Below are 13,448 nucleotides of genomic sequence, written 5' to 3' on the forward strand. Positions count from 1 at the left end.
AAAATTAATATGTACAATTTTGTAGAAATCGGCATTGATGACACAAACTTTAAAGTAATGGCGGAAAAAGCCTGCAGAGGCGATGTGTTACAAGGATTTAAGCATTTGACACCAAAAGATGTAGAGAACATCTTCAGGATGTGCCTGTAAAAACAGAACAAGATAGGAGGAAAACAACAATGGACAAAAAAGCTTTGGTAGCTTATTTTTCCTGTACTGGTACAACAAAAAGAGTGGCGGAAATTCTCGCTGATGTGGTTGGAGCTGACCTATATGAAATCAAGCCGGAGGTGCCATATACCGACGCAGACCTTAATTGGATGGACAAGAAAAGCCGTAGTTCGGTGGAAATGAAGGATCCGTCGTCACGGCCTGCCATTGCGGGCAAAGTTTCTAACATGATGGCATATGAAGTTATTTTTGTTGGATTTCCCATATGGTGGTATACGGCACCAAACATTATAAATACCTTTTTGGAAAGCTATGATTTTTCAGGAAAGACCATCATACTATTTGCCACTTCTGGAGGAAGCGGTTTTGGGAAAACGGTGGAAAAACTTAAAGGCAGTGTTTCACCAGATGCAAAAATTAAGGAAGGTAGGATTTTAAATGGCAAGCCGTCCAGAGTAGAGCTTGCTTCATGGATTAAAGATCTTGGCTTGTAAATAAAATAAAAAAATGACTTTGCTACTTGATAACATTTATAAATAGTTAGATTGTTATCAAAAACTTTTGTATGCAGGGTTTTTCTGTGATTCACCATTTAACGAAGATGTTTAGATGTCTTTGTTGATATAAAGAATAACCCTGTTTTTTTATATATTGACGAATAAAAATTATTTAATTATTTCATGAATGATGTATATTGTATGATGTCCAATATTATAAAAATATGAAATAGATAAAAGATTTTTTATGTTTTTATAGACTGACTTTAAACATTATAATATGCTATAATATTGAATATCAGGAGGTGAAAGTCCATGACGATTACAGAAGTAAGTGAAAAATTTAATATATCACAAGATACGCTCCGTTATTATGAACGAATCGGATTAATTCCTCGTGTGAACCGCAATAAAAGCGGAAACAGGGATTATACAGAAGAAGACTGTAAGTGGGTTGAATTTATTAAATGTATGCGAAATGCAGGTCTTTCAATTGAGGTATTAATTGAATATATTGCGCTGGTTGAGCAAGGTGACGAAACTATTGAGACTAGAAAAGAACTCTTAATTGAGCAACGTAATCATCTAATAAAAAAAATAGAAGATATGAATAAAACCTTAGAGCGTCTGAATTATAAAATTGAAGTGTATGAGAGATTGTTGGTTGAGAAAGAAAAAGAGTTAAAAAAGTCAGAAAATTAATAAAAGGAGATGTTCACTTTTATGAACAATGACTTACGTGAGAAAATAAAAGAGTTAACATTGATTTTACTGTACTTAACATCGTGGGAAGAGGAATTATTAGATATAAAATACCGCAGAAGCTGGAAAGGATATGACTTTGGCATATTAGATGAGCTTGCTGATGATGACTTAATTAGTAGTGGACATAGATCAAAATCTGTTGCTATTACTGATGCAGGAATAAATAAAGCTAAAGTGCTGCTTAAAAAGTACGAAATAGAAGTTAATTAAAAATAAAATTATGAAGGAGCATGAGTTATAAAAGAAATGAAGCTACTTTAGATGAATGGAAAGAATTATATGATATTGCTCTTAAAATAAAAGAGCTAAAGCCATGAGCCTGACTATCCACAGCTTGTTTTACAGGATGAATTGCTCATAGAAAGGATTAATCGGCAGGAAGCCAATAAAAGTAAAATAGAAGTCGATATAGCTTATTTGACTGGTGCTATAAGAGATAAAAAATATGATGTTCCTGTTATGGAGAGATTATATGTTTTAGCAGAAAACACATCAGGACTTATAATAGATCAAGATTTTGTTTTTCCAGACGATAACGAGATGGAAGTCATATTTGGTATGACGGTTAATTATATTTTGGTACACCAATATGCCAGAACCCTGTTTTTTTGTATTGAGATAAAATGTACTTATGATTTTATATTTTTACAGTTTTTACAGGACCATTCATACAATAAAATGTTGCTTCTGCTTCGTCTGCGTAGAAGATTTCAAATATTGAGTCCTCCTCGTTGTACAAATTTCTAAGGGATGGCATGGTATCTAGTGCTGCTCTTTTCGATTCACGGCTTGTTATGAATACAGCTTTACCTTTTAAACGTAACCATTCACCAGTTTTCGATGCAACACTTATTTCGAATTTTGGGTTTGCTTTTAACTGTTTGTAGACGTCCTTTTGGTTATTGGTGCAGAAGCATAGCTTGCCTTCATATTCCATTGCAAAGCCAAATGGTCGTACCTTAGGTGTGTCACCATCAACGGTTGCAATATAGAATGTTGGATTATCTTTCAGAAATTGTAAAACCTCTTCCATTTCATTTACCCCTTTCAATTTATTTTATAATTACGATATTATTATAACTCTAATGACACGTTAAAACAATAAAGTAGAGAAAGCAGCTCTTTTTGATAGTCTTTTTGTTTGGAGAAATTATAGTCATATATTATAATGTAGAAAAGGATTCAATTTTATGAATGATTTTTAGGAGGACAATTTATGTTATATATAGGATGTCACTTATCAGTTTCAAATGGATATAAAGCCATGGCAGAAGAGGCTTTAAAACTTGATGCCAATACGCTGCAGTTTTTTACAAGAAATCCAAGGGGAAGCAAAGCGAAAGATATAGATAAAAAAGATTGTGAATCTTTTATAGAAATTGCAAATAAAAATAACTTTTCAAAGGTAGTAGCACATGCACCATACACTTTAAATCCATGTTCGCCGGATGAAAGGACGAGGGAATTTGCTATAGAAGTTATGGCAGACGATTTGATGAGGATGGAGTATCTTCCTAATAATCTTTACGACTTTCATCCGGGAAGCCATGTGAGGCAAGGCGTTGATGCTGGGATAGAGTATACGGCAAATATGTTAAATCAAATACTACAACCGGAGCAGTCAACAATCGTGCTTTTAGAGACTATGGCAGGAAAAGGCTCAGAAATAGGAAAGACATTTCAAGAATTGAGGAAGATTTTAGATAGGGTAGAGCTGAAAGAAAAAATTGGGGTATGTTTTGACACGTGTCATGTATATGATGCTGGATATGATATTGTAAATGACTTAGACGGCGTATTAGAAGAATTTGATAGAATCATTGGGCTTGATAAGCTATACGCTGTCCATCTAAATGACAGTAAAAATCCATTTGGAAGCCATAAAGATAGGCATGAAAAAATTGGTGAAGGATATATAGGAATAGATGCGATGGCAAAGATTATAAATCATCCAATGTTAAAACATCTTCCTTTTATCTTAGAGACCCCCAATGACCTTCAAGGGTATGCAGAAGAGATAAAGCTCATTAGAAGTCTTTACAGCGAGTAAAATTTCCTAAACAATTGGAGGATATTTAAATGTTTGACATATGCTTATTAGGCACAGGTGGTATGATGCCTATACCAGGTAGAAATTTATCTTCTTTGATATTGAGGTATGGTGGAGTATCAGTATTGATAGATTGTGGTGAAGGTACACAAGTTCCACTGCAAAAATTGGGATGGGGGTTTTTAAATATTGATGCAATATTTTTTACGCACTATCACGGTGACCATATCATGGGGCTTCCTGGCATAATATATCAGATGATAAATCAAGACAGGGAAAAAGAACTTAAGTTAATTGGACCTAAAGGAATGAGCATTGTAAAAAATCTTTTAAATGTTTTGTTTGGGGATATGCCGTTTCCTATAGAGTACATTGAGATAGAAGATGAAGACAGCATAAAAATAGGGAATATTACAGTAAAAAATATCCTAGTAGATCATACGGTGTTATGCTTTGCATACAGCTTTGAAGTTAAGAGGCTGCCGGTTTTTGATGTAAAAAAGGCAAGGGCCCTCAATATTCCTGTAGAGTATTGGCACATACTTCAACATGGAGAAAACATAGTTAAAGACGGCAATGTGATTTATACGCCTGAAATGGTGTTAGGTAAAAGCAGAAAGGGATTAAAAGTAAGTTATAGTACAGACACTCGCCCTACAAAAGACCTCATAAAACTTGCTGAGAATAGCGATCTTTTCGTTGGGGAAGGAATGTACGGCGATCCGTCAGATGCAGAAAAAGCAGTAAAAAAATACCATTCCACGTTTTTAGAGACGGCTTTGGTGGCGAAAGAAGCCAATGTGAAAGAGCTTTGGCTGACGCATTTTAGTCCTTCATTGAAAAATCCAGACAAATATCTAAAGTACGCTAAGGATGTATTTGAAAATAGCGTAGTTGGGCAAGATCTGATGACAAAAGAATTACACTTTGAAAATTCATAAAAGTTTTATAGTAAATCATATAAAAATAGTTTCCTTTTTGTTAAAAAATGATAAAATAAAGTATAGACATTTGCTTAAAATAATTTTTATGATATAATAAATAGAAGTTATTAACGCAAACAAATGAATAGGAGGATTTACTTAATGAGCAGTAATCTTAAAAAAATAGAGAACAGTGTTGCAACAATCGAGTTAAATATTCCAAAGGAAAAATTTGAAGAAGGATTAAACTTTTCATACAAAAAAAATGTAGGTAGATTTAATATACCGGGCTTTAGGCGTGGAAAGGCTCCGAGGATTATTGTAGAGAAGTATTACGGCGAGGGTGTGCTTTATGAAGACGCTATAGAGCACGTATTTCCAGATGCATATCAAGAAGCTATTGACTCTTTTAAATTGGAACCGATAGACAATCCAACAATTGACATTTTGCAGATTGGGAAGGGTCAAGATCTTATCATAGAGGCAGTAGTGCCGGTATTGCCTGATGTAGAGCTTGGACAGTACAAGGGTATAGAAGTCAAAAAAGTAGAGTATAATGTTAAAGACGAAGACATTAATAATAGACTTGAGCAGATGAGACAGAGGAATGCGAGAGTAGTACCAGTAGAAGACAGAGCAGCTCAGATGGGCGATATAGTTGACATAAGTTTTGAAGGCTTCTTGGATGGCGTGCCATTTGAAGGAGGTAAAAGTGACAATTACTCATTGGAGCTAGGCTCTAAGACATTTATTCCTGGCTTTGAAGAGCAAATTGTAGGACACAACATAAACGATGAATTTGATGTCAATGTTAAGTTCCCTGAAGATTACAGAGTTGAAGAATTAAAAGGAAAAGATGCGGTATTTAAAGTTAAGTTACTTTCAATAAAGTACAAAGAGCTACCAGAGCTAAACGACGACTTTGCAAAAGATGTAAGTGAGTTTGATACATTAGATGAATTAAAAGAAGACATAAAGAGGGAATTAAAAGAGCAGTATGACAGAAGCGCAGAAGAAGAAATGAAAGAAAATGCAGTAAAAGCTGTAGTTGCAAATTCAAAAGTTGAAATACCTGAAGTTCTGATAGACAGGCAAATAGACATATCTTTAAGAGATCTTGACTACAATCTCAGGTATCAAGGATTAGATCTTGATAAATACTTAGAGATAACAGGAAAGACAAAAGAGGATTTAAGGAAAGAGATGCATGATGATGCTGCATTAAGGGTAAAGACACAGCTTGTGGTAGATAAGATTGGCAAAGTTGAGAATATTACTGCTACAGACGAAGAAGTAGAAAATAGGTTAAATGAAATGGCAAGAAATTACAATATAAATGTAGAAGATTTGAAGAAAGAATTGAATGAGTCACAGATAAACAATATAAAAGACGATATAGTCTACTTTAAGACGATTGACTTTATATTTGAGAATAGTAAAATAGTAGATAAAGAGGAGTGATATTATGAGTTTAGTGCCTATCGTAGTTGAGCAAACAAATAGAGGTGAGCGCTCTTACGACATATTTTCAAGACTTTTAAAAGATAGAATTGTATTCTTAGGTGAAGAGATAAATGACGTTTCAGCCAGCCTTGTAGTAGCACAGCTTTTGTTCCTAGAAGGAGAAGATCCAGATAAGGATATTTGGCTTTATATAAATAGTCCAGGTGGGTCAATAACGTCTGCATTTGCAATATATGATACAATGCAGTATATAAAGCCTGATGTTGTCACTATGTGTGTTGGAATGGCTGCGTCAGCAGGTGCGTTTTTACTTGCTGCAGGCGCAAAGGGCAAGAGATTTTCGCTTCCAAACAGTGAGATAATGATACATCAGCCACTAGGCGGGACACAGGGTCAGGCAACAGACATAAAGATACATGCTGAAAGAATCATAAAGATGAAGCAAAAATTAAACAAAATATTGTCTGAAAGGACTGGACAACCACTAGAAAAAATAGAAAGAGATACAGAAAGGGACTTTTTCATGGACCCAGAAGAAGCAAAAGCTTATGGGCTAATTGATGATATATTAGTTAGAAGAAAATAGGCCCCGGAAGAGGTGAAAAAATGGCTAAGTATGACAATCAAAAACAATTAAAATGCTCTTTTTGCGGGAAGTCACAGGATCAGGTAAAAAGATTAGTTGCTGGTCCCGGCGTGTATATCTGTGACGAGTGTATAGAGCTATGCCAGGAAATCATCGATGAAGAATTTGAAGAAAACATCGATGTGGAAATAGGTGAACTTCCGAAGCCAAAGGAGATAAAAGAATTTTTAGATCAATACGTAATAGGTCAGGATAAAGCGAAAAAAGCTTTAGCAGTGGCTGTTTACAACCATTATAAAAGAATAAACAGTAGAGTTAAGACTGACGATGTGGAGCTACAAAAAAGCAATATCCTCATGTTAGGACCTACTGGTTCCGGTAAGACGCTTCTTGCACAAACATTAGCTAGGATGCTTAATGTTCCATTTGCTATAGCAGATGCGACATCTCTTACAGAGGCAGGATACGTCGGCGAAGATGTAGAAAATATTCTTCTTAAGCTTATACAAGCAGCAGATTACGATATAGAAAAAGCTGAAAGAGGGATTGTCTATATCGATGAGGTGGATAAGATAGCTAGAAAATCAGAAAATCCATCCATTACAAGGGATGTTTCTGGTGAGGGTGTACAGCAAGCGCTGCTAAAAATTTTGGAAGGAACAGTTGCGAATGTTCCACCACAGGGAGGACGAAAGCATCCTCATCAAGAATTTATACAGATTGACACGACAAATATACTTTTCATTGTAGGCGGTGCCTTTGACGGAATAGAAAAAATAATAGAGTCTAGGATAGGCAAGAAATCATTAGGATTTGGTTCAGAAGTCCAAAGTAAACAGGAAAAGAAGATAGGTGAAATCCTGAAGAATATAATGCCTGAGGACTTGTTAAAATTCGGCCTTATTCCTGAGTTTATAGGAAGGCTGCCAATTGTCGTTACACTTGATTCACTTGATAAAGATGCATTAGTGCGTATATTGACGGAGCCAAAGAATGCTTTGACGAAGCAATATGAAAAGCTGTTTGATTTAGACGGTGTAAAGCTTGAATTCGATAAGAAGGCGTTAAATGCAATTGCGCAAAAGGCTATAGACAGGAAGACTGGTGCTAGAGGTTTGAGATCTATACTTGAAGAACTTATGCTGGATGTAATGTATGAGATTCCTTCAAGTGACAATATAGAAAAATGCATAATAACAGAAGATACAGTTTTAAACAATGCACCACCTACGATTGTTTATTCTGAGTCTCAAAAGACTAAAAAAAGAGCTAAAAAGTCTGAGTCAGTTTCATAGCTTGTAATAAGAAGTATATAAAAACCTCCTTCTATCACATAATATCAAATGTAGAAGGAGGTTTTTTATGACACAAAATATCATGATGCCGTATGAAGTAAGACAAAGGCTTATTCAAGAACGTTTGGCAGAACCTCTAAAAGAAAAATGCCGCATACGGCAAATAGAAGATATCTTAGGGCAAGATGAAGCTGTCTTTAGAATATTAAATGACTTAAGAAAAGATAGGCCGAAAAATATTGTATTACTAGGTCCTGAAGGGACGTGGAAGAAAGACATCTTAAGAGCATGTTTTAAAAAAGTTCAATATGAAGGCAGCAGTTTTTTTAAAAATGGGGAATTTATAGAATATTATCCTGAGAAAAACTACAGTGATGATTTAATATATACTACATTATTTGGACGTTTAGAAGAAATTGATTGTGCTTCAATGAAATTACAGAGGCTAAAAATTGGTCTTGTTACACGAGCAAATAAAGGAATACTTTATATAAATAATATAGAAAATGTAAAGGAATATGTTATTTTTAAGCTAGTAGATGTTTTAAATGAAAAGAAGGTAAAGTTTGGCAAAATACGCATTTCAGAGGCAACTCCAGGATATTTAAAACGTTTTTTAACAGAAGGATTGCCAGCAGATTTTTGCTTAGCAGTAAATGTAATTGATATTAAGTCGATACCTGAAGATATGTTAACCATCTGTGATATTGTATCTTTTAAAAAACAAGATAAACGTGTGTTGAAAGAGTTAATTAAAAAAACGGCTGATAAAGGTTTATTCTATATAGAAGATGATGTGTGCGATGAAATTGCAAGTGTAGCAAAAAGCGGTGAAGATGCGGTTAGAATACTGCAGCACGTTGCACTTAATGCTCTTAAAAATGGGAGAAGCAAAATAATCAAAGAGGACTTAAAAGCTTGATTTTCTAGTTTTTGAGATTGAAATATTTTAATGTATAATATACTTATTAATAGGCAAATAGACAAAAGAGGTGACATTATGGACAAAAAATATATACTGCCGATGGTTCCATTGAGAGGTTTAACTGTATTCCCGTATATGGTTTTGCATTTTGATGTTGGAAGAGGAAAATCGGTTAAGGCTATTGAAGAAGCAATGCTTAGAAATCAGCTTGTCTTTTTGGTTACTCAAAAACATGCTGATATTGACGAACCTACAATAGATGATATATATAGTGTTGGTACGATTACGAAAGTAAAACAGATGTTGAGGCTTCCTGGCGAAGCTGTGAGAGTACTTGTAGAAGGTATATCAAGGGCTGAATTAAAGAATCTGATAAGTTATGAAAGTTTTTTTGAAGTCGAAGTTATAGAGAAAGTAGATAAAACAGAGATAGAAAAGGACAGCGAATTAGAAGCCTTAATGAGAAGCGTAGCGTCAGCTTTTGAGGAGTATATTAGTATTTCATCAAAAATACCATTAGACAGTATTTACAGTGTTGTATCTATAGAAGAGCCGGGAAGGCTTGCTGACGTTATAACAGAACATTTAAGCTTAAATCAAAGCCAAAATCAAGAGCTTTTAGAGTGCTTTGACACGAAGGAAAGACTGGAGAAGCTATTAGGGTTTATATTGAAAGAGCTTGATATACTTGAAATAGAGAAAAAAATAAATATGCGGGTCCACAAACAGATAGACAAAAGTCAGAGGGAGTATTATTTGAGAGAGCAATTGAAAGCTATAAAAGCCGAACTTGGAGAATCTGATGAAATAGATCAGGAAATAGATGAATATGAAGAAAAAATCGAGTCGAAAGATTTGCCTGATTATGTTAAAGAAAAAGCTAGAGAAGAGTTGAGAAGATTAAGCAGGATGGGACCAGGTTCTGCAGAAGGATCCGTTGTTAGGACGTACATAGATTGGCTTTTGGACCTTCCGTGGAATGAAGAGACTAAAGATGTGCTGGATATAAAAAGAGCAGAAAAAATATTGAATGAAGATCATTACGGATTAAAGAAAGTAAAAGAGAGGATTTTGGAGTTTTTGGCTGTAAGAAGCTATCATGAAAAGATGAAAAGTCCGATTCTATGCCTTGTAGGTCCTCCTGGCGTCGGAAAGACATCCCTTGGAAAATCTATCGCAAGGGCAATGAATAGAAAATTTGTAAGGTTGTCACTAGGTGGAGTTAGAGATGAAGCTGAGATAAGAGGACATAGAAGGACATATGTAGGGGCAATACCAGGTGGCATAATTAATTCATTGAAGATTGCAGGTTCCAAAAATCCAGTTTTTCTTTTGGATGAGATAGACAAGATGAGCTCTGACTTCAGAGGCGATCCAGCATCAGCAATGCTGGAAGTTTTGGATCCAGAGCAAAACTCTACATACAGAGACCATTACATTGATTTGCCATTTGATTTATCAAAGGTGCTTTTTATAACAACTGCTAATACATTAGACACGATACCAGCTCCCCTTCTTGACAGAATGGAAGTCATATATATATCTGGGTATACAGAGGAAGAAAAATTGCAAATAGCAAAAGAACATTTGGTTCCCAAAATATTAAAAGAACATGGTGTAACAAATGATGTTATAAAAATACAAGATTCAGCTATAATCGGCATAATATCAGAGTACACAAGGGAAGCTGGCGTAAGGGCGTTAGAGCAGAATATAGCAAAAGTAGTAAGAAAGTCTATCAAAACTATAGTGGAAGATAAATCTAATTCAATAAAAGTCAGAAAGCAAAATCTACAAAAATACCTTGGGAAGCCATTATTTAGAGTCGATAAAGCAAATCTGCAAGACAAAGTAGGTATGGTTACTGGCCTTGCGTGGACTAGAGTTGGAGGCGATACACTTACGGTTGAAGCAACTACCATGCCTGGAAGTGGAAAACTTACGCTTACAGGGCAGTTAGGAGACGTCATGAAAGAATCGGCACAGGCAGGTTTCAGCTATATAAGGTCAAATGCTGATTCACTTGGAATAGATGAGGATTTTTACAAAAATATGGACATACACATACATGTGCCAGAAGGTGCAATACCAAAAGACGGACCGTCTGCCGGCATTACAATGGTCACAGCAATGGTTTCAGCTATCAAAAGGGTACCGGTAAGAGGTGATATAGCCATGACAGGTGAAATTACACTGACCGGAAAAGTATTGCCTATTGGCGGTTTAAAGGAAAAAGTTTTAGCTGCCCATAGGGCTGGTATACTAAAGATAATTGCACCAGCAGATAATAAAAGAGATTTAGACGAGATACCGCAAAGTGTTAAAAGAAAGATGGAATTTAAGTTTGTTTCAAATATCGATGAAGTCTTAAAAATCTCGTTAGTAGGTGAGAACTCAGATGAAGATTAAATCAATAGAGCTTAAGGTTTCTGCGTATAATAAAAGTCAATATCCAGATGATGGAATATTACAAATTGCAGTAATAGGCAGGTCGAATGTAGGCAAATCATCTTTTATAAATACCATAGTTAATAGAAAAAATTTTGCACGAGTTAGCCAAAAACCTGGGAAGACACAAGGTATTAATTTTTACCTTGTAAATAATTCATTTTACTTAGTTGATCTTCCTGGCTATGGCTATGCTGAGGTTTCAAAAGAGATGAAAAAACAGTGGTCAATAAATATTGAGACTTACTTAAATGTTTCAGAATATCTCCAAGGTGCAATAATACTTGTAGACATCAGGCATAGGCCTACAGATGATGATGTCCTAATGGTGAATTATTTAAAACAAAGGAATCTAAATTATGTTGTTGTTGCTACAAAATCGGATAAGCTGAATAGGCAGGAAATTCAAAGGTCCCTGAATGTCATATCCGAGACACTTGAAGTCGACAGAGATAAAATTGTACCTTTTTCATCTTTGAAGAAAACTGGTGTAGATGATGTCTACACCTGTTTGGATTTTATTCTTAGGGACAACAAAAAATTCGAAGATTAATGACGATAATGGAGAATTATTAAATGTATTCGTTAAATATCACTTAATTTGATTAAAAATGAAAATATATGGTGTTTGATTGACATTTGCTATTGAAAAGTATCAGTTGTATAATTGTTTTATAGTTACGTAATAAAATAAGCCTAATTCCAATGGAAACGGGGGACCCAATAACTGGGGCGAAATTCGAAAGAATAGGGTTAAGCTCTCCTAGATCCTAGCCCGTCAGCTAACCCCGTAGGCTTTTTAGGGAAGTTAAAAAAACTTGAAAACTTCAGGTTTTTTTATATTTTTTGGGGAAAACGCTGTAAAAAAGATGAGACATGATTAATATACGTTGTTTCTACTATTTATGATAAAATCATAGGTATTTATATTTGATATTATTTTTGGAGATGAAGAAATGACTGTAAGGCAAAAAGTGCAGCATATTTTAAACAGTATAACGCCTATACAGGTGCTTGCTTTAGGTTTTGCTACAGTGATATTGATAGGGACATTCATTCTTATGCTTCCAATATCATCGAGTACAAACACTGAGACAGATTTTACGACAGCTTTATTTACTGCAACATCTGCTACATGTGTTACGGGTTTAGTAGTAGTTGACACAGGGACATATTGGTCTAGATTTGGCCAGACAGTTATTATGATTCTAATACAAATTGGCGGACTGGGGTTTATGTCATTTGCAACTCTTTTATTTATGGTAATGGGCAAAAAAATAACTTTTAAAGAAAGACTTGTTATGCAGGAAGCTATGAATGCTCTTACACTGCAGGGGATAGTTAGGCTTATTAGGTATGCACTTATAAGCACATTTGTAATTGAAGGTATTGGCGCAGCATTATTATCATTTAAGTTTATTCCAAAGTTTGGATTTTGGGAGGGCCTTTTTCGTGGAATATTTCATGCAGTATCTGCTTATAATAACGCTGGATTTGATGTCTTTGGCAATTTTAAGAGCTTAGTACAGTACACAGAAAGTTTTTCTGTAAATTTTGTGATAATGACATTAATCGTTTTTGGTGGCTTAGGATTTACAGTTCAATATGATATAATCAACAAAAGGCATTTTAAAAAATTTTCTCTTCACTCAAAAGTTGTAATCATAACAACATCAATTTTAATCGTGGTTGGTGCTTTAATATTTTATTTATTAGAACATGACAATCCTGAAACGATGAAATACCTTTCTTTTAAAGGCAAGGTGTTGTCATCATTGTTTGCAGCTATAACGCCCAGAACTGCTGGGTTTAGTACGCTTGATACTGCAAATATGACAAATGCTTCAAAGTTTTTTACAATCATATTGATGTTTATAGGTGCATCACCGGGGTCGACAGGAGGCGGTATTAAAACATCGACATTTGCAGTTATCGTAATGACTTTGTTTTCAGTAGTAAAAGGTAGAGAAGATACTGAAGTATTATCTAAAAGGATTCCAAAAGATGAAGTGTACAGAGCATTTTCAGTAATTTGCATAGGTATATTTATAGTTATTTTTGATGTTTTACTTTTGTCAGTATTTGAAAAAGCAGACTTTTTATCAATTTTTTACGAAGTTGTATCAGCATTTAGCACTGTAGGCCTTACGATGGGGTTGACACCTCATTTAGACATAGTTGGAAGGATAGTAATAATATTGACAATGTATGCAGGAAGAGTTGGACCATTGACAGTAATATACGCACTGATGCGAAGGCATGCAAATTCAAATGCAGCAATAAAATACCCGGAAGACAATGTATTAATTGGTTAGGAGGATATA

General features: G+C 34.8%; 15 protein-coding genes and 1 riboswitch. Of the genes, 14 read left to right on the forward strand and 1 reads right to left on the reverse strand.

Annotated features, from left to right (window positions below):
* The first annotated feature begins 9 nt into the window (after positions 1-9).
* From J2Z80_RS00655 to J2Z80_RS15355, 5 genes are all read left to right on the forward strand, one after another.
* Positions 10-150, forward strand: a complete 141-nt coding sequence (locus tag J2Z80_RS00655) for a hypothetical protein (protein WP_209452631.1) — start codon at positions 10-12, stop codon at positions 148-150.
* Entirely contained in the window at positions 141-665 is a 525-nt protein-coding gene (locus J2Z80_RS00660; protein WP_432422695.1) for a flavodoxin, read from the forward strand. The genes J2Z80_RS00655 and J2Z80_RS00660 overlap by 10 nt, the downstream gene beginning before the upstream one ends.
* Before the next feature lie 318 nt (positions 666-983).
* Positions 984-1,370 carry a MerR family transcriptional regulator gene (locus J2Z80_RS00665; RefSeq protein ID WP_209452632.1) on the forward strand — a complete coding sequence of 129 codons (387 nt, stop codon included), beginning with the start codon at positions 984-986 and terminating at the stop codon, positions 1,368-1,370.
* Between the two features lie 21 nt (positions 1,371-1,391).
* A complete protein-coding gene (locus J2Z80_RS00670) occupies positions 1,392-1,643 on the forward strand; it encodes a DUF6429 family protein (protein WP_209452633.1) in 252 nt (83 codons plus the stop codon).
* Between the two features lie 141 nt (positions 1,644-1,784).
* Positions 1,785-2,180: a DUF6930 domain-containing protein gene (locus tag J2Z80_RS15355; protein WP_399388046.1), complete on the forward strand. Its 396-nt coding sequence runs from the start codon at positions 1,785-1,787 to the stop codon at positions 2,178-2,180.
* Here the strand turns inward: J2Z80_RS15355 and J2Z80_RS00675 are convergent.
* Entirely contained in the window at positions 2,071-2,466 is a 396-nt protein-coding gene (locus tag J2Z80_RS00675) for a pyridoxamine 5'-phosphate oxidase family protein (RefSeq protein WP_209452634.1), read from the reverse strand. The two genes, J2Z80_RS15355 and J2Z80_RS00675, sit on opposite strands and share 110 nt — an antisense overlap.
* A 183-nt stretch (positions 2,467-2,649) precedes the next feature.
* Here J2Z80_RS00675 and J2Z80_RS00680 point away from each other — a divergent pair, with 183 nt between their 5' ends.
* The 9 genes from J2Z80_RS00680 to J2Z80_RS00720 all read left to right on the forward strand — a co-directional run bounded on the left by J2Z80_RS00680 (position 2,650) and on the right by J2Z80_RS00720 (position 13,439).
* On the forward strand, positions 2,650-3,483 hold the full coding sequence (locus tag J2Z80_RS00680) for a deoxyribonuclease IV (protein WP_209452635.1): 834 nt from the start codon (positions 2,650-2,652) through the stop codon (positions 3,481-3,483).
* Between the two features lie 29 nt (positions 3,484-3,512).
* Positions 3,513-4,424 carry a ribonuclease Z gene (locus tag J2Z80_RS00685; RefSeq protein ID WP_209452636.1) on the forward strand — a complete coding sequence of 304 codons (912 nt, stop codon included), beginning with the start codon at positions 3,513-3,515 and terminating at the stop codon, positions 4,422-4,424.
* 144 nt (positions 4,425-4,568) lie between these two features.
* On the forward strand, positions 4,569-5,867 hold the full coding sequence (tig, locus tag J2Z80_RS00690; RefSeq protein ID WP_209452637.1) for a trigger factor: 1,299 nt from the start codon (positions 4,569-4,571) through the stop codon (positions 5,865-5,867).
* A gap of 4 nt (positions 5,868-5,871) precedes the next feature.
* Complete coding sequence (gene clpP, locus J2Z80_RS00695; protein WP_013297389.1) at positions 5,872-6,456, forward strand: ATP-dependent Clp endopeptidase proteolytic subunit ClpP; 585 nt, start codon at positions 5,872-5,874, stop codon at positions 6,454-6,456.
* A gap of 20 nt (positions 6,457-6,476) precedes the next feature.
* On the forward strand, positions 6,477-7,751 hold the full coding sequence (clpX, locus tag J2Z80_RS00700; protein ID WP_209452638.1) for an ATP-dependent Clp protease ATP-binding subunit ClpX: 1,275 nt from the start codon (positions 6,477-6,479) through the stop codon (positions 7,749-7,751).
* 67 nt (positions 7,752-7,818) lie between these two features.
* The gene (locus J2Z80_RS00705; RefSeq protein WP_209452639.1) at positions 7,819-8,673 is read left to right on the forward strand and encodes a sigma 54-interacting transcriptional regulator; all 855 of its coding nucleotides are present in this window, start codon (positions 7,819-7,821) and stop codon (positions 8,671-8,673) included.
* A 75-nt stretch (positions 8,674-8,748) separates the two neighbouring features.
* Complete coding sequence (gene lon / locus J2Z80_RS00710) at positions 8,749-11,085, forward strand: endopeptidase La (RefSeq protein WP_209452702.1); 2,337 nt, start codon at positions 8,749-8,751, stop codon at positions 11,083-11,085.
* Complete coding sequence (yihA, locus tag J2Z80_RS00715) at positions 11,075-11,677, forward strand: ribosome biogenesis GTP-binding protein YihA/YsxC (RefSeq protein WP_209452640.1); 603 nt, start codon at positions 11,075-11,077, stop codon at positions 11,675-11,677. Before lon ends, yihA begins: the two co-directional genes overlap by 11 nt.
* 130 nt (positions 11,678-11,807) lie before the next feature.
* A riboswitch (cyclic di-AMP (ydaO/yuaA leader) is annotated at positions 11,808-11,936 on the forward strand.
* 123 nt (positions 11,937-12,059) lie between these two features.
* Entirely contained in the window at positions 12,060-13,439 is a 1,380-nt protein-coding gene (locus J2Z80_RS00720; RefSeq protein ID WP_349292563.1) for a TrkH family potassium uptake protein, read from the forward strand.
* Positions 13,440-13,448: the final 9 nt, after the last annotated feature.

The organism is Thermoanaerobacterium butyriciformans (assembly GCF_017874545.1).
Taxonomy (GTDB): Bacteria; Bacillota; Thermoanaerobacteria; order Thermoanaerobacterales; family Thermoanaerobacteraceae; genus Thermoanaerobacterium; species Thermoanaerobacterium butyriciformans.